This window comes from Variovorax sp. Varisp46, from assembly GCF_059491885.1.
On sequence record NZ_CP168515.1, the window covers coordinates 954122 to 971061 of the forward strand.

Annotated in this window: 20 protein-coding genes; 1 reads left to right on the forward strand and 19 read right to left on the reverse strand. The window is 68.8% G+C overall.

All coding sequences use genetic code 11. From position 1 onward, the window contains the following. Nucleotides 1-10 precede the first annotated feature (10 nt). Nucleotides 11-1039, reverse strand: a complete 1029-nt coding sequence (locus ACEN9N_RS04445) for a P1 family peptidase (protein WP_495655431.1) — start codon at nt 1037-1039, stop codon at nt 11-13. 40 nt (nt 1040-1079) lie between these two features. Here ACEN9N_RS04445 and ACEN9N_RS04450 point away from each other — a divergent pair, with 40 nt between their 5' ends. Beyond that, complete coding sequence (locus ACEN9N_RS04450) at nt 1080-2372, forward strand: NAD(P)/FAD-dependent oxidoreductase (RefSeq protein WP_495655432.1); 1293 nt, start codon at nt 1080-1082, stop codon at nt 2370-2372. A gap of 23 nt (nt 2373-2395) precedes the next feature. Here ACEN9N_RS04450 and ACEN9N_RS04455 read toward each other — a convergent pair whose 3' ends face one another. From ACEN9N_RS04455 to ACEN9N_RS04540, 18 genes are all read right to left on the reverse strand, one after another. Continuing rightward, nucleotides 2396-2686: a copper-binding protein gene (locus tag ACEN9N_RS04455; protein WP_495655433.1), complete on the reverse strand. Its 291-nt coding sequence runs from the start codon at nt 2684-2686 to the stop codon at nt 2396-2398. Between the two features lie 32 nt (nt 2687-2718). Further along, complete coding sequence (locus tag ACEN9N_RS04460; RefSeq protein ID WP_495655434.1) at nt 2719-3165, reverse strand: DUF411 domain-containing protein; 447 nt, start codon at nt 3163-3165, stop codon at nt 2719-2721. Nucleotides 3166-3175: 10 nt separating this feature from the next. After that, nucleotides 3176-3694 carry a cupredoxin domain-containing protein gene (locus tag ACEN9N_RS04465; RefSeq protein ID WP_495655435.1) on the reverse strand — a complete coding sequence of 173 codons (519 nt, stop codon included), beginning with the start codon at nt 3692-3694 and terminating at the stop codon, nt 3176-3178. A 32-nt stretch (nt 3695-3726) separates the two neighbouring features. Beyond that, the gene (locus ACEN9N_RS04470; protein ID WP_495655436.1) at nt 3727-5118 is read right to left on the reverse strand and encodes a multicopper oxidase family protein; all 1392 of its coding nucleotides are present in this window, start codon (nt 5116-5118) and stop codon (nt 3727-3729) included. Between the two features lies 1 nt (nt 5119). Next, nucleotides 5120-6634: a TolC family protein gene (locus ACEN9N_RS04475; protein ID WP_495655437.1), complete on the reverse strand. Its 1515-nt coding sequence runs from the start codon at nt 6632-6634 to the stop codon at nt 5120-5122. A gap of 77 nt (nt 6635-6711) precedes the next feature. Further along, entirely contained in the window at nt 6712-7131 is a 420-nt protein-coding gene (locus ACEN9N_RS04480) for a hypothetical protein (protein WP_495655438.1), read from the reverse strand. Nucleotides 7132-7155: 24 nt separating this feature from the next. Further along, the gene (locus tag ACEN9N_RS04485; protein ID WP_007829571.1) at nt 7156-7434 is read right to left on the reverse strand and encodes a hypothetical protein; all 279 of its coding nucleotides are present in this window, start codon (nt 7432-7434) and stop codon (nt 7156-7158) included. Further along, complete coding sequence (locus ACEN9N_RS04490; RefSeq protein WP_495655439.1) at nt 7431-8423, reverse strand: glycerophosphodiester phosphodiesterase; 993 nt, start codon at nt 8421-8423, stop codon at nt 7431-7433. Before ACEN9N_RS04490 ends, ACEN9N_RS04485 begins: the two co-directional genes overlap by 4 nt. Further along, on the reverse strand, nt 8420-9001 hold the full coding sequence (locus tag ACEN9N_RS04495; protein ID WP_007829573.1) for a DUF1439 domain-containing protein: 582 nt from the start codon (nt 8999-9001) through the stop codon (nt 8420-8422). The genes ACEN9N_RS04490 and ACEN9N_RS04495 overlap by 4 nt, the downstream gene beginning before the upstream one ends. A 70-nt stretch (nt 9002-9071) precedes the next feature. After that, the gene (locus ACEN9N_RS04500) at nt 9072-9857 is read right to left on the reverse strand and encodes an amino acid ABC transporter ATP-binding protein (protein WP_007829574.1); all 786 of its coding nucleotides are present in this window, start codon (nt 9855-9857) and stop codon (nt 9072-9074) included. Continuing rightward, nucleotides 9841-10494, reverse strand: coding sequence for an amino acid ABC transporter permease (locus tag ACEN9N_RS04505; RefSeq protein ID WP_007829575.1), 654 nt, complete (start codon nt 10492-10494; stop codon nt 9841-9843). The genes ACEN9N_RS04500 and ACEN9N_RS04505 overlap by 17 nt, the downstream gene beginning before the upstream one ends. A gap of 22 nt (nt 10495-10516) precedes the next feature. After that, a complete protein-coding gene (locus ACEN9N_RS04510; RefSeq protein WP_007829576.1) occupies nt 10517-11179 on the reverse strand; it encodes an amino acid ABC transporter permease in 663 nt (220 codons plus the stop codon). Between the two features lie 116 nt (nt 11180-11295). After that, the gene (locus ACEN9N_RS04515; protein ID WP_413314113.1) at nt 11296-12099 is read right to left on the reverse strand and encodes a transporter substrate-binding domain-containing protein; all 804 of its coding nucleotides are present in this window, start codon (nt 12097-12099) and stop codon (nt 11296-11298) included. Then, complete coding sequence (locus ACEN9N_RS04520) at nt 12096-12875, reverse strand: GntR family transcriptional regulator (protein WP_413314114.1); 780 nt, start codon at nt 12873-12875, stop codon at nt 12096-12098. Before ACEN9N_RS04520 ends, ACEN9N_RS04515 begins: the two co-directional genes overlap by 4 nt. Nucleotides 12876-12974: 99 nt before the next feature. Then, the gene (locus tag ACEN9N_RS04525; RefSeq protein ID WP_495655440.1) at nt 12975-14318 is read right to left on the reverse strand and encodes an MFS transporter; all 1344 of its coding nucleotides are present in this window, start codon (nt 14316-14318) and stop codon (nt 12975-12977) included. Between the two features lie 36 nt (nt 14319-14354). Then, complete coding sequence (locus ACEN9N_RS04530; protein ID WP_495655441.1) at nt 14355-15428, reverse strand: MBL fold metallo-hydrolase; 1074 nt, start codon at nt 15426-15428, stop codon at nt 14355-14357. A gap of 205 nt (nt 15429-15633) precedes the next feature. Next, nucleotides 15634-16407 carry an SDR family NAD(P)-dependent oxidoreductase gene (locus ACEN9N_RS04535; RefSeq protein WP_413314118.1) on the reverse strand — a complete coding sequence of 258 codons (774 nt, stop codon included), beginning with the start codon at nt 16405-16407 and terminating at the stop codon, nt 15634-15636. Further along, nucleotides 16404-16913 carry an ester cyclase gene (locus ACEN9N_RS04540; protein WP_007833966.1) on the reverse strand — a complete coding sequence of 170 codons (510 nt, stop codon included), beginning with the start codon at nt 16911-16913 and terminating at the stop codon, nt 16404-16406. The genes ACEN9N_RS04535 and ACEN9N_RS04540 overlap by 4 nt, the downstream gene beginning before the upstream one ends. Nucleotides 16914-16940 lie beyond the last annotated feature (27 nt).

Below are 16940 nucleotides of genomic sequence, written 5' to 3' on the forward strand. Positions count from 1 at the left end.
TCTTCCGTGTTCAGCCGCGCGGCGTGGCGAGATCGGCCGCGCAGGGAATGTGCAACTCGCCCACGGTCACGGACCGCGCTGCGTGCACCGCGCGCAGCGTGGCGATCGCGACGGCCTCGGCCGCCATGGTGCTGAGCACCGTCATGCCCGGCGCGCTGCCTTCCAGCGGCACGCGGCCGGTGGCCAGCGCGAACAGCGTGTCGCCATCGCTCATGGTGTGCACCGGGTTGATGGCGCGCGCCAGACCGTCGTGGGCGACCACGGCGAGCCGGTTGGCCTGCACCTTGGTCAGCACCGCGTCGGTGGCGATCACGCCGATGGTGGTGTTGGTGCCCGCCAGCAGCGGCTTGGGGCTGTCGCCGCGCAGCAGCGCGCGGCGCGTGTCGAGCAGCGCCTTGCCGTCTTCGGTGCGCGCGCCGGCCACGGGCTGGCCGGTGTTGTGGTCGATCACGTCGCCCAGCGAGTTGACCGCGATCAGCGCGCCGACCGTGACGCCGCCGACCGTGACAGACGCGGTGCCGACACCTCCCTTCATCGCTCGGTCCACGCCGAAGAGCTTGCCCACCAGCGCGCCGGTGCCCGCGCCCACGTTGCCTTCGGCGGGCGCCGCGGTGCTCGCGGCCTCGCAGGCGGCGTAGCCGGCGGCGGCATCGGGGCGGATGCGCGCATCGCCCATGGGCAGGTCGAACAGCACGGCGGCTGGCACGATGGGCAGGATGCCGAAGCGCACGTCCATGCCGATGTTGCGTTCTTCCATCCATCGCATGGCGCCGTCGGCGGCCGCGAGGCCCCAGGCGCTGCCGCCCGCGAGCATCACCGCGTGCACCTGCTGCACGAGGTTGCCGGGCGCGAGCAGGTCGGTCTCGCGCGTGCCGGGAGCGGCGCCGCGCACGTCCACGCCGGCCACCGCGCCGTCGCGCGCCATGACCACGGTGCAGCCGGTGGGGCGGCGGGTGTCGGAGAAATGGCCGACCTCGATGCCGGCGACGTCGGTGATGGAACCGGCGGATTGGGAGGGAGCAGAAACTGAGGCTGGCATGGCGGCCGATTATGGGACCGCACCCTCTACGATCCTCGTCATGACAGTTGCAAGAAGTTTCTCTCCCGGTGGCGGACGCCGCCATGTGGTGGTGATCGGCGCGGGCGCGGTGGGCAGCGCCACCGCCATCGAGGCGCTGCGCGCGGGCCTGCGCGTGACGGTGCTGGAGCCCGGCGAACCGGGCGGCCCGCAGGCCACGAGCTACGGCAATGCCGGCTGGCTGTCATCGCACTCCGTGGTGCCGCCTGCGTTGCCGGGCGCCTGGCGCAAGGTGCCGGGCTGGCTGGCCGACCCGCTCGGTCCGCTCGCCCTGCGCTGGCGCTATCTGCCGCGCGCCTTGCCGTGGTTGCTGCGCTACCTGGCTTCGGGCTGGACCGAGGCGCGCGTGCAGCGCACGGCCGACGCGCTGCGCACGCTGCTGGTCGATGCGCCCGCGCTGCACGCGCAACTTGCGGCCGAGGCTGGCGTGCCGCAGCTCATCGAGCGGCGCGGGCTGTTGCATGCCTATCGCTCGCGCGCGGAATTCGATGGCGACGCGCTGGGCTGGCGCGTGCGCCGGCGTGTGGGCATCCAATGGAACGAGTGGAGCGAAGACGAGCTGCGCCGCCGCGAGCCCGATCTGGATGCGCGCTACACGCTCGGCATCTTCGTGCCCGAAGCCGGCCATTGCCGCAATCCGGGCGCCTACGTGGCCGCATTGGCGCGGCATGCGCTCGATGCGGGCGCCGAACGCATCACCGCCCGCGCGACGGGCTTTCTCGTCGATGGCGGGCGGCTGCGCGCAGTGCGCACCGAGGCCGGCGACATCGCCTGCGACGGCGCCGCCATCTGCGCCGGTGCGCGCTCGGGCCCGCTCGCGGCGGCGGCCGGTTCCGCGGTGCCGTTGGAGTCCGAGCGCGGCTACCACGTGGTCATCGAAGACGCCGCGGCCGGCCCGCGCACCCCGACGATGGTGGCCGACGGCAAGCTCATCGCCCACTGGATGGACGGCGGCCTGCGCGCGGCGGGGCAGGTCGAGATTGCCGGCCTCGAAGCGGCGCCCGACTGGCGCCGCGCCGGGATCCTGCACCGGCATCTGCAATCGATGTTTCCCGCGCTCGCTGCAGGTGCATCGCCGGCGAAGCACTGGCTCGGCCATCGCCCGAGCCTGCCCGACGGACTGCCCTGCATCGGCCCGGCCGCCGCCAGCGCCGACATCGTCCTGGCCTTCGGGCATGGCCACGTGGGCCTGTGCGGCTCGGCGCGCACGGGGCGTCTGGCGGCGCAACTGCTCGCGGGCGTTGCGGCGGAGATACCGTTGGCCCCGTTCGATCCGGGCCGCTTCAAGCCATAGGGCCAGCCGACATGCCGAGCGCGTCAGTTCGCCGGTGCGATCGACAGCACCGTGAGCGCGCCATCGACCTTGTCGGCCGTGAACTGCACCTTGTCGCCCGGCTTCACCTTCGCGAGCAACGCAGGGTCGCTCACGCGGAAGACCATCGTCATGCCGGTCATTTCGAGGTTGGGAATGTCGCCGTGCTTCAGCGTGATCTTCTTCGCGCCGGTGTCGATCTTGCGGACCTCGCCTTCGACGGACGGCAATGCAGCCTGCGCGAAAGCGGCTGCGGCGAGTAGCGCGGCGGAGAGTGCGGTGAACAGTTTCTTCATGATGAGTTTGCCTTCCTCGGTGGTCGGTTGATTCAGCGATAGCTTTGATAGATGCGCGTGCTGCCATCGGCCAGCACCAGCAGCACGTCGTAGGGATCGCGCTGGTCGCCATAGGCAGGGCCGTCCATGCCCGGCGAGCCGACCGGCATTCCGGGCACGGCGAGGCCGACGGCCTTGGGCTTTTCCTTGAGCAGCCGCTGCACTTCGCGTGCGGGCACGTGGCCTTCGATGGCGTAGCCGCCGACGAGGCCCGTGTGGCACGAGCCCAGCTTGGCAGGCACGCCCAGGCGGGTGCGCGCGGCTGCGTTGCCTTCGTCGTGCACGCGCGTGGCGAAGCCGCTCTTGTTGAGGTGCTTGACCCAGTCCTGGCAGCAGCCGCAGTTCGGGTCTTTCCAGATCTCGACCATCGGTGCTGCGGCCATCGCTGTGAAAGGCAAAGTGGTCGAGGCCAGTGCCAGCAGCAGGTTTCTTCTTTGCATGGGTTCTCCTTCAGGATTTGCCAGCGGCAGCCAGCACGCGGATGCGGCCGGCCATGCCGAGTTCGTAGTGGTCCTTCACGAGGCAGGCGAAGTCGAAGTCGCCGGCGCGGTTGAAGGTCCAGACCATGTCGCCGGTCTTGCCGGCGGGCACGTGCACCATCCACGGGTCGTCGTGTTCCATGTCCGGGAACTTCTTCATCATGGCCGCGTGAGCCTCGATTTCGGCGGTGGTGCCGAGCACGAGTTCATGCAGTTCCTTGCCGCGGTTCTTCAGGCGCAGGCGGATGGTGTCGCCTTCGCGCACTTCGATGACCGAGGGCGTGAAAGTCATGTCGTCGGCCATCGCGATGTCGATGGTTCGCTTCACTGCATTGGCTTTGCCTGCGATGCCCCAGGCCTTCTGCTCGGGCGCGAGCGTGGCAGCGCCTTTGGGCTTGGGGCCGTTGTGGGCCTCGTGGGCCAACGAAGCAGTAGCGGCAGCCGCGAGCACGAGGCCCGCGGCGATGGACTTGATGAGTGTCTTGTTCATGAGTTGAGCTCCAGAGAGGAAAGGGGAAGGAATCAGTGGTTGTGTGCGCCATGCCCGGAGGGCTTGCGCACGGTTGCATTGGGGGTGGCGTTCTTCATCGACGGCGCGGGTGTTTCCTTGCGCGTGGCCGGTGGCGCGTTCGCGTTCGGTACTTCGCGCGCGACGGTGCCGGGCGGGTGCTTGAACCACCCCGGGTCGCGGTAGTCGCCGGGCTTCTGGTCGCGCCGCACCTTCAGCAGCGTGAACATGCCGCCCATCTCGGCCGATCCGAAGGGGCCGGTGCCCGTCATCATCGGCACGGTGTTGTCGGGAATGGGCATCTCCATTTCGCCCATGTCCGCCATGCCCTTGTCTCCCATCACCATGTAGTCGGGCACGAGCTTGCGGATCTTCTCGGCCACGCCCTTGTGGTCCACGCCGATCATGGTCGGCACGTCGTGGCCCATCGGCCCCATCGTGTGGTGCGCCTTGTGGCAGTGCAGCGACCAGTCGCCTTCCTCGTCGGCGATGAATTCCATCTGCCGCATCTGGCCCACCGCGATGTCCACCGACACCTCGGGCCAGCGCGCGGTGCGCGGCACGGGGCCGCCGTCGGTGCCGGTCACCTCGAACTCGTGGCCGTGGATGTGAATGGGGTGGTTGGTCATCGTCAGGTTGCCCACGCGGATGCGCACGCGGTCGCCCTGGCGCACGTTCAGCGTGTCGATGGCCGGGAACACGCGGCTGTTGAAGCTCCAGATGTTGAAGTCGGTCATGGTGTTGACCTTGGGCGTGGCGCTGCCGGGCTCCACGTCGAAGCTGCCGAGCAGGAAGCAGAAGTCTCGCTCGACCTTCTCGATCAGCGGATGCTCGGCCTTCGGGTGCGTGACCCAGAAGCCCATCATCCCCATCGCCATCTGCACCATCTCGTCGGCATGCGGGTGGTACATGAAGGTGCCGGGCCGGCGCGCGGTGAACTCGTAGACGAAGGTCTTGCCCGGCGGAATGTGCGGCTGCGTGATGCCGCCCACGCCGTCCATGCCGTTGGGCAGGCGCTGGCCGTGCCAGTGCACGGTGGTGTGCTCGGGCAGCCGGTTGGTCACGAAGATGCGCACGCGGTCGCCTTCGACCACCTCGATGGTCGGGCCGGGCGACTGGCCGTTGTAGCCCCACATGTTGACCTTGAAGCCGGGCGCCATCTCGCGCACGACGGGTTCGGCGACGAGGTGGAATTCCTTGACGCCGGCGTTCATGCGCCAGGGCAGCGTCCAGCCGTTGAGCGTGACGACGGGGTTGTAGGAGCGGCCGTTCGGCGGCACGAGTGGCGGCGCGGTGGCGGTGGAGCCCCGCGACACCGGTTCGGGCAGCGCGGCCATGGCCACACGGCTTACGGTGGTTGCGGCGACGGCTGTGGCCGCGCCTGCGAAGAAGTTGCGGCGGTTCATGTCAGTGGCCTCCCTTGGCGGGGGCGTCACCGGCCGCAGCGGTCTGCAGCGCCGTCATGCCACCGGGCGAACTCCCCGTGAGCACCAGCTGCAGATCGGTGTCCGCCAGCCAGAAATCGCGCTGCGCCTCGATGCCCGCGTTCACCGCGAGCATGCTGGCGCGCGTCTCGCCGAGCAGTTCCCACACGCTCGCGAGCATGCCGTTGTAGCGCAGCACCATCTCTTCGTTGACCTTCTTGCGCAGCGGCAGCACCTCGTCGCGGTAGCGGCGGGCGAGGGTGTAGGCGGTGTTCCAGCCCTGCCATGCCTCGCGCGCCTCGCTCGCGGCCAGCACGCCCACGTCGCGCACGCGGGCGGCCGACTGCATGTACAGCGCCTCGGCGCGTCCGCTGCGTGCCTGGCCCCAGTCGAAGATCGGAACCGGCAGCTCCAGCTCGAAGCCGCGCTGCGTTCTATGCGAGCGTTCGGCGCCGTTGTCGAACTTGCTGTTGTGCGCAATACCGAGCTCCATCGCGTTGATCACGCTCGTGGCGCGCGTGAGGCCGAGCGAGCCGGCCACGGCCGTGTTCTGCGCCTGGGCCGAGCGCACGTCGAGCCGATCGCGCAGCGCGAGCGCCTGCACGTCGCCGAGTTCGGGCGCGGCCTTGGGCAGCGGCGGGAGGCGGTCGGGCAGGGTGTACCTGGCGGCGCGGTCGCCGCTCAGTCCGAGCAGCCGGGTGAGCTGTTCGCGCGAGGCGACGGCCGCCTGCTCGGCGCGCGCGAGCTGCGCGGATGCATCGGCCAGCAGCAGCTGCTCGCGCGCGCGCTGCAGCGCGCTCCAGTTGCCGACCTGGGCCATGCGGTGCGCGAGTTCGGCACCGGCTTCGGTGGCCTCCTTCGCGCCGCGCAGGTAGACCACGCTCTGCTGCGCGGCCACCGCGCGCACCCACGCGCGGCGCGTGTCGGCGGCCAGCACCAGCACGCTCTGCGCGGCCTGCAGCTTGGCCGACTCGTGCCGCTGGCCGGCCCAGCGCGCCTGCCACGGCAGAGTGAGCAGGCCCACCACGTTGAAGCTCAGCAGCCGGTCGATCTCGCGTTCGCTGCCCTCGGTCAGGCGGCCGAAGGCGAACACCGGGTTCGGCAGGCTCTGCGCCTGCACGCGGTCGGCATCGCTGAGCTGCAGGGTGGCGAAGGCGTCCTGCACGCGCGGGCTGTTGGCCAGCGCGATGCGCACGGCGGCCTCGGCGTCGAGCGGCCCGGCGAGCAGCTCGTCAATGTGCTTGCGCGAGGCTTCGTCCGGTGCGCGCTGGGCCGTGGCGCCTGCCATCAGCGGGTTGCCGTTGACCAGCGCCTGCACGTCGGCGCTGCCGCCGTCAGGCGAGAGGCTGGCGCAGCCGGCCAGTGCCAACACTGCGGCCAGCACGGCGCTGGTCCTGAGGAATGAAAGCAGGGGCCTGTGGGTGCCCGGCGGACGCAGGCCGATGCGCTTGCGATAGCGATGGATGCCGGCAGGCTGCCGGCGAACAATGGGGTTCACGCTCGATCTCCATGAGCAATACGACGGACGCCGCGAGCCGGAAAGGGCTCACCGCGGACGGACTACGGGCAGGGAGATCAGGAAATGGGCGGCTTCAGGCCCGCAACGGGCTCTGCACTGGCGAAGCGGGCCGCGTGTGCCGCAGGCGGCGCCTGGGGCGCGCTGTGCACGATGTCGACGAGGGGCATGCCGCCAAGGGCCACCGTGTGGCAGACCTGGCAGGCGGTGCAGGTGCCGCAGCCTTGATGGCCGGCGCCGTCGTTGCTGCTGTGGTTGTCATGCGAACCGGCGTGGTCCGCCATGTCCATCTGCATGTCCATGCTGTTGCCGGCCTCCATCGCCTCGTGGCAGTGGGCTTCGGTGGCCGCAGTCGCCGTGGACACGGCCGCCTCTGCCGCCGGCAGCGAATGCCGCACCATCTCGATCGCCATGGCATCGCCGAGCCAGCCGCGGATGGGCAGCAGGGCGATCATGAGGGCGAGCAGCAGGGTGCGCATGGGCGGGATGATAAACCTGCGCTCTTAAGACACCAGCTGGCCCCGGGCCTTGTCCACCCATACCTGCAGGTTGTCGAGCAGGTCCTTCTGGCTGAAGGAGCAGCTTTCCTCGCTGAAGAGCGCGCTCGACTCCAGCCGGTCGAGCAGGCTCAGCAGCACCTCGCCGTAGCGCGGTGGCAGGGCGCCGAGCAGCTCGGTGCTGGTGCGGGCTTCGTTCGACAGCGTGGTGACGGATCCGCCGCCATCGGTGCGCAGGGCCGCGATGCGCGCGGCGATGGCGTCGAGTTGCTGTGCGGCGCTCATTGCTTGTTCTTTCCGGGCGGCGGCAGCGACAGCCCGCGCTCGCGCATCAGATCGCGCAGGATGTCGGGGTAGTCCGTGATGATCCCGTCCGCGCCCCAGTCCATCAGCCGCTGCATGTCGGCGCGCTGGTTAACGGTCCAGGGCAGCACCTTCAGTCCGAGCTTCTGAGCTTCCTTGATGACGGTGGGAGTCAGGTCGGCGAAGGCCGGCGACCAGATCACTGGGCCCGGTGCGTTGGCCGATGCGGCCCTGACCATCTGCGGCACCGAGACGAAGCCCGCCGCGTCGATCCCGGCCGTCCAGCGGTTGTCCTTCAGCGTGCGGGGCGTCGTCAGGTAGGCGCGGGGCAATTGCGGCGCGAGCTTGCCGACCAGCGCCAGCGTGCGCCAGTCGAAGCTCTGGATCGTCACGCGGCCTGCCATCTTCGCCTTGTCGATCTCGGCGAGCAGCGCGCGCACCATCGGCTCGGGCGCGGCGGTTTCCTCCGGCCTGGTCGGATCGATCTTGGTCTCGATGTTGAAGCGCACCGTTGCCGCGTCGGCGCCGCGCGCCTGCACCTGCGCGAACAGCGCGGCCAGCGTCGGGATGCGCTCGCCGTCGCGCGGCTGCTGCAGCGCGAACTGCTTGCCGTAGTTGCTCGCCGGATTGAGGCGGCCCACGTCGTAAGTCTGCAGCTGCGCCAGCGTGAGCGAGCGGATCGACGCGCCGCTGTTCGGTGCCAGCCAGGCGCCGCTGGCGTCGCGCGTGTGGTCGGGGTTGAGCGAGGTGTCGTGCGAGATCACGACCACGCCATCGACCGTGAGCCCGATGTCGAGTTCGAGCGTGGTCACGCCCAGGTCGATGGCGTTGGAGAACGCGGCCAGCGTGTTCTCGGGTGCCAGCCCGCGTCCGCCGCGGTGGGCTTCGAGGTCGAAGTGCTGCTTGGCCGTGGGTGCGATGGCGGCGCAGCCGGCGACGAGCAGGGCGGAGGCGAGGAGGACGTATTTCATTTGAGCTGCACTTTGATGCCGTCGTCTTGCACAGTGATGTCGCCGATCTCGTAGGTCTTGCGCCCGACCGTCAGTTCGTTGGCCGTGAAGCTGCGCAGCACCTGGCCCTGCAGCAGCTCCTGCGCGACCAGGGCGCCGATTTTTTGCAGCCGCTCGGCATCGCGGCCTTCGATACCCTGCAGTTCGATGCGCTCGGCCTTGGGCTGGTCGAGCCGCAGCGCGCGCGCGGCTGCGTCGTACTTCAGTGCGCTGCTGACCGACACCACGCCCTGCACCGGCGACGCCGCCAGCAGCGGGCTCGCGATGGTCAGCGTGGCCGTGATGGCCGCGCGGTTGGCCTGCGCGTCGAGGCCCAGCTGAGGATCGCGCAGCCCGACCATGAAGATCTCGGCATAGCGCTCGGCCACCGGAAAACGCTTGGCGATCTGCATCTGCAGCTCGTCGCGGGTGGCGGTGTATTCGCTCGTGAAGAAATTGAAGCCGGCCAGCGCCGCGAAGGGCGCATGCAGGGCCGCGGCGCCCAGCAGCGCGCGCAGCACCCGGCGGCGGGAGGTGGGAAACGGGGTGCGGAGGTTCATGGGGGCTCCGAGCTTGCCACAGGCGGGAACGTTCCCGCCAGTGCGATGGATCAGCGCACCCAGGCCAGAATCAATCGTGCAGCGAAGAAAGAAACTGCTTCAGCTCCGCCGTCTGCGGATTCCCGAACAGCTCCGCCGGCGGCCCCATCTCGTGCACACGTCCCTGGTGCATGAAGATCACGCGGTCGCTGACCTTGCGCGCGAAGCTCATTTCGTGCGTCACCATCAGCAGCGTCATTCCCTCGTCGGCCAGCGACTCCACCACGCGCAGCACCTCGCCCACCAGTTCGGGGTCGAGCGCCGAGGTGATCTCGTCGCACAGCAGCACGGCCGGTTCCATTGCCAGTGCGCGCGCGATGGCCACGCGCTGCTGCTGGCCGCCCGAAAGCTGGTCGGGCATGGCGTCGAACTTCTCGGCCAGGCCCACGCGGTCGAGCAGCTTGCGCGCCTGGGAGGCCGCCTCCATGCTGCCGCGCTTCTTCACCAGCGTGGGCGCGAGCATCACGTTCTTGCCGACCGTGAGGTGCGGAAACAGGTTGAAGCTCTGGAAGATCATGCCCACGCGCTGGCGCAGCTCGCGCATGGCCATGGTGCTTTCGTGCAGCAGCGGCTTGCCGTCGACGGTGAGCGAGCCTTCCTGGAACACCTCGAGCCCGTTGATGCAGCGCAGCAGCGTGCTCTTGCCCGAGCCGCTCTTGCCGATGATGGCGATCACCTCGCCGCGCTTCACGTCGAGGTCGATGCCCTTCAGCACTTCGTTGGTGCCGTAGGACTTGCGCAGCGCGGTGATGCGCACGATGGGGGCGCCCACCGAGGTGGCGGGTTGCTGTTGTTGCGGTTCAAGCACGGCGGCCATGGGTCTTCCTCTCGAGGTTCTTGGCGTACAGGCTCACGGGGAAGCACAGCACGAAATAAAGCAGGGCCACGCAGCTGAACACCACGAAGGGCTTGAAGGTGGCGTTCGAAATCATGCTGCCGGCCTTGGTGAGTTCGACGAAACCGATCACCGAGGCGAGCGCCGTGCCCTTGATCACCTGCACCAGGAAGCCCACCGTCGGCGCGACCGCGATCTTCACGGCCTGCGGCAGGATCACATGGCGCATCTGTTCGGCGAAGCTCAGGGCCAGGCTGCCCGAGGCCTCCCACTGGCCCTTCGGGATCGAGGCCACGCAGCCGCGCCAGATCTCGGTGAGAAAGGCGCTGGTGTACAGCGTGAGCGCCACGCTGGCCGCGGTCCACGCCGACACGTCGACGCCGAACAGCGCGATGCCGAAGTAGGCGAGGAACAGCTGCATCAGCAGCGGCGTGCCCTGGAACAGCTGCACATAGAGGCCGACGGCGCGGTTCATGGCGCTGCCGCCGCGCAGGCGCAGGAACAGCAGCAAGGCGCCGACCAGCCCGCCGCCGATGAAGGCGATGAGCGACAGCACGACAGTCCAGCGCAGCGCCATCAGCAGGTTGCGCAGGATGTCCCAAAGGGAAAAATCGACCATGGTGTGTGTGGCTTTCCCGCGTTCAGCGGCCGAAGAAGAATTTCGGCCCGGCCCAGTTGAGCAGCCGCCGCAGCGCGACCGCCAGGGCCAGGTAGATCAGCGTGGCGACGATGAAGGCCTCGAAGGCGCGGAAGTTGCGGCTCTGGATGAGGTTGGCCGCATAGCTCAGCTCCTCGGTCGAGATCTGCCCGCACACGGCCGAGCCCAGCATCACGATGATGATCTGGCTCACCATGGCGGGCCACACCTTCTTGAGTGCCGGCGGCAGCACCACGCGGGTGAACACCTGCGCCTTGCTGAGTGCCAGGCTCACGGCCGCTTCGATCTGCCCCTTGGGCGTGGCCTCGATGCCGGCGCGGATGATCTCGGTGGAGTAGGCCCCGAGGTTCATCACCATCGCGATGATCGACGCTGTCTCCGGCGTGAGCTTGACGCCCGCCGCGGGCAGCCCGAAGAAGATGAAGAACAGCTGCACGATGAAGGGCGTGTTGCGGATCAGCTCCACGTAGGTGCCCACGATGGCGCGCAGCCATGCAGGGCCATTGGCACGCGCCCACGCGCAGAAGGTGCCCACGATCATGCCCAGCACGGTGCCCACGGCGGTGAGGCCGATGGTCCACGCCACCCCGCGAAGCAGCAGCGGCCACTCGGAGAGCACCGCGCCGAAATCAAACTCGATGTTCATAAGTCAGTCTGTTCGTGAAACGCCGCGGAACCGGCTTTGCCGGGCCGCAGGCGTTGCCCCCGGCGAGGGGGTGTGCGCAGCGACACGAAGTGCGCGAAGCATGGGGGAGCGCTTGTTCAGACCGGCAGGTCGCCGGCGGCCTTGCCGAGCCACTTCTTCGACATGGCGTCCAGCGTGCCGTCCTTCTTGGCGGCGGCAATGATCTCGTTGACCTTGGTCTTCAATGCGGTTTCGCCCTTGGCAACGCCGACGAAGCAGGGGCTGTCTTTCAGCAGCAGCTTGAACTCGGCGCTCACCTTCGGATTCTTGGCGAGCATGTCGCCGGCGACCGCCGCGCTGGTCGCGATGGTTTGCGTCTGGCCGGCCACGAAGGCCGCGATCGTCGCGTTGTTGTCTTCGAAGCGGCGGTAGTCGACGTTCGGGGGAGCCACCTTGTTCAGTTCCTGGTCTTCCATTGCGCCGCGCGTCACGGCGACGGTCTTGCCGGCCATGTCGGCGAAGCTCGTGAGCTTCATGCTCTTGGCCGCATACACGGCCTGGAAGAAGGGCGCGTAGGCCGAGGTGAAGTCGATCACCTTCTCGCGCTCGGCGTTCTTGCCGAGCGTGGAGATCACGAGGTCGGCCTTGCGGGTCTGCAGGTACGGAATGCGGTTGGCGCTGGTCACGGGCACCAGCTCGACCTTGACGCCCAGCTTGGCGGCGATCAGCTCGGCCATCTCGATGTCCAGGCCCTGGGGCTTCATGTTCCTGTCGACCGAGCCGTAGGGCGGGTAGTCGGTCGGCACGGCGATCTTGATGGTCTTGGCCTTGAGCACGTTGTCGAGTGCGTTCTGGGCCTGGGCGGCGCCCGTGGCGGCCATCATGGCGAGCGAAGCCAGTGCGAGCGCGAAGCGGCGTTTGGACGGAGAAGAGAAGGTCATAGCAAGGCTCCTAGGTAAGTCGAAGAATCGGAAGCAGGGGATGCGGCCGCCTTGCGGCGCTTGCCCTTGGGCGCCGCTGCGGCGGCGGTGTTCGTGTTCTGCAGCGGCGCCAGCGCATCGCGCAGCTGCGCGAGCGGATCGGCGGGCGCCTGCACGCGCAACGCCGACTGCACCGTGCCGATGTGCGCGGCCATCAGCGCCTCGGCGGCGGCGTGGTCGCCGCGCTCCAGCGCCGCGACGATCTGCACGTGGTCTTCGCACGACTGCACCGCGTCGTGCGTGGACTGGTAGAGCATGGCGATCAGCGTGGTGCGCGCGGTGTAGTCGCGCAGCGTGTCGGCCAGCAGCGTGTTGCCCAGGCATTCGGCCAGGCACACATGGAAGTCGCCCAGCAGAAAGCTGCGGTTGCCGACGTCGCTCTCTTTCAGTGCGGCTTTTTCACGCTGAAGGTGCGCCTTCAGCTCGCGCAGGGCGGCCTTGTCGATCTTGCCGGCGCTGCCCGCGCTGCGGATCAGCCCCAGTTCGATGACGCGCCGGGCCTCGAAGGCCTCGCGCGCCTCGTCCTGCGAGGGCTCGATGACGAACCAGCCGCGCCGTGCGCTCACCGTGACGATGCCGCGCGCCGCCAGCCGCGTGAGCGCCTCTCGCACGATGGTGCGGCTGCAGTCGAACAGCATCGCCAGCTGCTGCTCGCCCAGGCGCGAACCCGGCGCGAGCTTCTGCGCCATCACCGCTTCGATGATGCGTGCACTGATTTGGGATGCGGAGGTGGCCATGGCCTGCATACCAGCAGCTTCTGTGCCAACTGGTATGCAAGATATGTGCACCGAAATGGGACATGGCCCCACCCTGGGGCCTCCGGGCGGGCGCGTTGCTCAGTGCCTGGTGCGCCCCAGTGCGCTGGCCGGAAGTGCCACAAGCATGAGCAATGCCGACAGCACCAGCGCCCCGCTCAGCACATACAGGCTGGCGGTGAACCCGCCCGTCAGCGTCTTGAGCGCGCCGACCATCATCGGCGCCACCAGCCCCGCGCTGCCGCCGATGGTGCTGATGAGCGCGATGCCCGCGGCCGCGGCGCTCTTCGACATGAAATTGCCGGGCACCGACCAGAGCACGGTGAACGCGGCGGAAATGCCCATGGCCGCCAGTGCGAGGCACAGCACGGCGGCGAAGGCGTTGTGCATGAACAGCGTGGTCAGCGCCAGCCCGGCCGCGCCCACCACCGCGCTCAGCGCGAAATGCCAGCGGCGCTCCTTGTGCCGGTCCGAATGCCGTCCGACGACGATGTTGGCCGCGATGCCCGCCACCGCCGGAACGACCGAATAGAAGCCGATCTGCAGCACGCTGAGCCCCATCGACTTCAGGATCGTGGGCTGCCAGAACGACAGCGCATAGATGCCGAGGATGATCAGGAACGACATGAAGCCGATCAGCCACACCCGGGCGTCGAGCATCGCCGCGCCGAAGGTGTGGCGCCCGGTGGCGCCATTGGCGGCCTGGTCTTCGGCCAGCAGGCGCGCCACGCGCTGCTTCTGCGCTGGCGACAGCCAGGCCGCCTGCGACGGGCTGTTCGACAGCCAGCGGAAAGCCGCCACGCCGAGCAGCACGCTCGGAATCCCTTCGAGCAGGAACAGCCACTGCCAGCCGCGCAGCGACAGCACGCCGTCGAGATACGTCATCGTGAGCCCTGCGATGGGCCCCGCCACGATGGGCGCGGCGCCGAAGGCCATGAAGAACAGCGCGGTGGCCTGCGCGCGGCGGTGCGAGGGGAACCACAGCGTCAGGTAGAACAGCACCCCCGGCGCGAAGCCGGCCTCGAACACGCCGATGAAAAAGCGCAGCACATAGAAGTGCGTGGGCGTGGTCGCGAACATCATCGCCGCCGACGCCAGCCCCCACAGGCCCATGATGCGCAGCAGCGTCGCGCGCACACCGATCTTCGCGAGCATCAGGTTGCTCGGAATCTCGAACACCGCATAGCCGATGAAGAAGATGCCCGCGCCCAGGCCGAACATCGCGTCGCTGAAGCCGAGCTGGTCCTTCATCTGCAGCTGCGCGTAGCCCACGTTGGTGCGGTCGAGGTAGTTCAGCACGTAGCAGGCGCACAGCAGCGGCATCAGGCGCCAGGTGATCCTGCGGAAGAGCGCGGCGTCGTCGCGCGCGGCGGTATCTGCTGCCGGGGTGCGCGCATCCGCTGCGTCGAGGGTGGCGGTGTTCATCGTGTGTCTCCTTCTGTTGTTCCTGCCCGAGATGCTTCAGGCGACCGTGGGCGTGCCGAAGCTCGTCTCGCCCCACAGGTGGCTGGCCGGCGCACCCGGAAACAGCCAGTGCGGCGAGCATTCGGCCGACGGCACCACGTTGCTGAACCCGTGCGAGGACGAGGTGCCGGCGAGGGTCTTCTCCAGCACCATCGACAGGTACTGGTCGTTGCTGCCCTCCTGCGTGTTGCCGTTGAGGATCACCTCCGCGCCCGTGGCCTGCGCGTAGCGGCGGATGCCGTTGTGCCGCGACTGCAAAGGCGCCCAGCTGTCGGCTGCCACGCCGTTCTCGCTGCTCACGCGCAGGCCGTCGCCGGTGCGGTAGACCAGCGAATGGTTGCCCTCGGTGTGGCCCGGCGTGTGCACCAGAGCGAGCCCGCGGCCCAGCTGGATGCTGCCGTCGAAGGCGACGATGCGTTCGGCCGGCACGCCGTCGAGGCCGCGCGGGCAGTACCACTCGGCCTGTATCGGCAGCAGGCCCCGCACGTTCTCGAGCTCCTGGCGGTGCACCAGCAGCCTTGCGTTCGGCAGCAGGCCCGGCGTGCCGGCGTTGCCGAGCCAGCGGCGCACGTCCTGCGTGTGCAGGTGGTCGTAGGTGATGTAGTCGACTTGCTCCGGCGCGATGCCGCAGCTCGCCAGCGCCTGCGGCACGGTCTGGTAGACCGGCGCGATCGCCTTGTGCAGGAACTTCGGCGTCTGCTCGCTCAGGCGCTTGAAGTAGGGCGTTTCGTTGCCGGCCTCGAAGTCGGCCGGCGTGAACAGCAGCGTGCGCAGGCGGCCCTCGAAGTCGTCGTACTGGATCAGCACGGTGCGCGCCAGCAGGTGGACCATGTGCGGCTTGAGCAGTTGCTGCGAGTACACGCCGGTAAAGGCGAACCACGCGGGGTACGGAATGCGCAGCAGGTTGAAGCTGCGCGCAAAGCGCACCGGCGGCGCGTCGAGCAGCCGCTCGCGCAGGCCTTCGGCCCCATGGCGGATGGCGCGCAGGCGATCCTGCGGCATGGCGGCGTTGCGTGTGCCGTCGAATTCCGGCAGCTGTGCGAAGCCGGTGGGCTCGGGGTCTCGGATCATGGTCGTCTCCTGGAAATGAATGCTTGCTTTTCGATTCGTCGTGCGTTGTTCGGGGGAGCGGTTGAACTGCCGGCATGAGCAGAGCGCTCATCGTGCGCAGGGCGCCGGGTGCTCCCCGCAGCGAAATAAAGGAGGAGGCCGCAGGCCGGGGGACATTCGCGCAGGGGAGTACCCGGTGGCCTGTGCACACGCCCCGAATGCCCCTTCAGTACATCGACCGCCCGCCCGAGATGTCGAACACCGCGCCAGTGCTGAACGAACATTCATCCGATGCAAGCCACGCAGCCATCGCAGCCACTTCATCGACCTCGACAAAGCGCCCCATCGGCACGCGCGACAGCAGCGCAGTCCGCAGCTGTTCGCGGTGCTCCACAGGCACGGCCGCGAACACCTCGGTGTCGGCCGCAGACGGCGTGATGCAGTTCACCAGCACGCCCGAAGAAGCCAGCTCCTTGCCCAGCGACTTGGTCAGCGCGATGAGCCCCGCCTTCGACGCCGAGTACGCGGCATTGAATCCGTTGCCCTCCTTGCCGGCGACCGAGGCGATGTTGACGATGCGCCCGCGCCGCTGCGCGAGCATCACCGGCGCCACCGCGCGGCAGCACAGCCACGCGCCCGTCAGGTTGATGTCGAGCACGTTGCGCCACTGTGCGGGCGTGTGCTCCCAGGCCGGCACGGTCGGGCCGAGCACGCCCGCGTTGTTGACGAGGATGTCGATGCCGCCGAAGCGCTCCTGCGACTGCGAGGCCGCGCGAGCAATCTGGTCTTCGTCGCGCACATCGACGACCGCCGAGGTCGCGGTGCCGAGCGGTGCGAGCGTTTGCAGCGCATTCGCCAGCACGGCCGCATCGAGGTCCCACAGCGCGACGCTGGCGCCGGCCGCGAGGTAGCGCTGCGCAATCGCCCGGCCGATGCCGCGCGCGCCACCCGTCACGACGGCGTGGCGGCCCGCGAGCGCATCGTTGCGCGGCGCAGTCATGCGGCTGCCGCTTCTTGCGGGCGTGCGGCTGCGGGCTGGCCCAACAGTGCGCCCATCAGCGCGGCCACATGCTCCGCGGGCACGCCCGCCAGCAGTTGCCGCAGCATCGTCAGCGTGTCGAAGTACACGCGCTCGCACACCAGCCGGTCGCCTTCGAAGATGAAGAAGGCATTCATGCGGCAGCGAAAGCTGTTGCCCGTCGGGGGCAGGCCCTTGAGCGGACCGCGATGCGTGCCCAGCAGCCAGAACTCGACGACCACCGAATCGTCGGCGTGCCGCAGCTGGATGATCTCGTGGCGCTGGTCGGGAAAGGCACGGCGCGTGTCGGTGTAGTACTGGCGCACGTCGGCAATGCCGTCGTGCACCTCGCCGCTCGGGATCAGCTCGTAGTGCGGGTGCGGGAAGGTGCCGAGCACGGCGTCGAAGTCCTGCCGGGTTTCGTCGGCGAAGTGATCGAGCACGAGGCGCTCGCGGCGGGCTTGAAGTTCGGTGCGTTGTGTGTTCATCAGGGGTGTGCTCCATGTGACAGGGAC

What these genes read in the sequence shown, in the direction of transcription:
- ACEN9N_RS04445 (WP_495655431.1), bottom strand. Translation starts at nt 1,039, where the DNA reads ATGCCAGCCTCAGTTTCTGCTCCCTCCCAATCCGCCGGTTCCATCACC.
- ACEN9N_RS04450 (WP_495655432.1), top strand. Translation starts at nt 1,080, where the DNA reads ATGACAGTTGCAAGAAGTTTCTCTCCCGGTGGCGGACGCCGCCATGTG.
- ACEN9N_RS04470 (WP_495655436.1), bottom strand. Translation starts at nt 5,118, where the DNA reads ATGAACCGCCGCAACTTCTTCGCAGGCGCGGCCACAGCCGTCGCCGCA.
- ACEN9N_RS04480 (WP_495655438.1), bottom strand. Translation starts at nt 7,131, where the DNA reads ATGCGCACCCTGCTGCTCGCCCTCATGATCGCCCTGCTGCCCATCCGC.
- ACEN9N_RS04520 (WP_413314114.1), bottom strand. Translation starts at nt 12,875, where the DNA reads ATGGCCACCTCCGCATCCCAAATCAGTGCACGCATCATCGAAGCGGTG.
- ACEN9N_RS04515 (WP_413314113.1), bottom strand. Translation starts at nt 12,099, where the DNA reads ATGACCTTCTCTTCTCCGTCCAAACGCCGCTTCGCGCTCGCACTGGCT.
- ACEN9N_RS04490 (WP_495655439.1), bottom strand. Translation starts at nt 8,423, where the DNA reads ATGAAATACGTCCTCCTCGCCTCCGCCCTGCTCGTCGCCGGCTGCGCC.
- ACEN9N_RS04500 (WP_007829574.1), bottom strand. Translation starts at nt 9,857, where the DNA reads ATGGCCGCCGTGCTTGAACCGCAACAACAGCAACCCGCCACCTCGGTG.
- ACEN9N_RS04460 (WP_495655434.1), bottom strand. Translation starts at nt 3,165, where the DNA reads ATGCAAAGAAGAAACCTGCTGCTGGCACTGGCCTCGACCACTTTGCCT.
- ACEN9N_RS04510 (WP_007829576.1), bottom strand. Translation starts at nt 11,179, where the DNA reads ATGAACATCGAGTTTGATTTCGGCGCGGTGCTCTCCGAGTGGCCGCTG.
- ACEN9N_RS04530 (WP_495655441.1), bottom strand. Translation starts at nt 15,428, where the DNA reads ATGATCCGAGACCCCGAGCCCACCGGCTTCGCACAGCTGCCGGAATTC.
- ACEN9N_RS04540 (WP_007833966.1), bottom strand. Translation starts at nt 16,913, where the DNA reads ATGAACACACAACGCACCGAACTTCAAGCCCGCCGCGAGCGCCTCGTG.
- ACEN9N_RS04465 (WP_495655435.1), bottom strand. Translation starts at nt 3,694, where the DNA reads ATGAACAAGACACTCATCAAGTCCATCGCCGCGGGCCTCGTGCTCGCG.
- ACEN9N_RS04525 (WP_495655440.1), bottom strand. Translation starts at nt 14,318, where the DNA reads ATGAACACCGCCACCCTCGACGCAGCGGATGCGCGCACCCCGGCAGCA.
- ACEN9N_RS04485 (WP_007829571.1), bottom strand. Translation starts at nt 7,434, where the DNA reads ATGAGCGCCGCACAGCAACTCGACGCCATCGCCGCGCGCATCGCGGCC.
- ACEN9N_RS04495 (WP_007829573.1), bottom strand. Translation starts at nt 9,001, where the DNA reads ATGAACCTCCGCACCCCGTTTCCCACCTCCCGCCGCCGGGTGCTGCGC.
- ACEN9N_RS04505 (WP_007829575.1), bottom strand. Translation starts at nt 10,494, where the DNA reads ATGGTCGATTTTTCCCTTTGGGACATCCTGCGCAACCTGCTGATGGCG.
- ACEN9N_RS04535 (WP_413314118.1), bottom strand. Translation starts at nt 16,407, where the DNA reads ATGACTGCGCCGCGCAACGATGCGCTCGCGGGCCGCCACGCCGTCGTG.
- ACEN9N_RS04455 (WP_495655433.1), bottom strand. Translation starts at nt 2,686, where the DNA reads ATGAAGAAACTGTTCACCGCACTCTCCGCCGCGCTACTCGCCGCAGCC.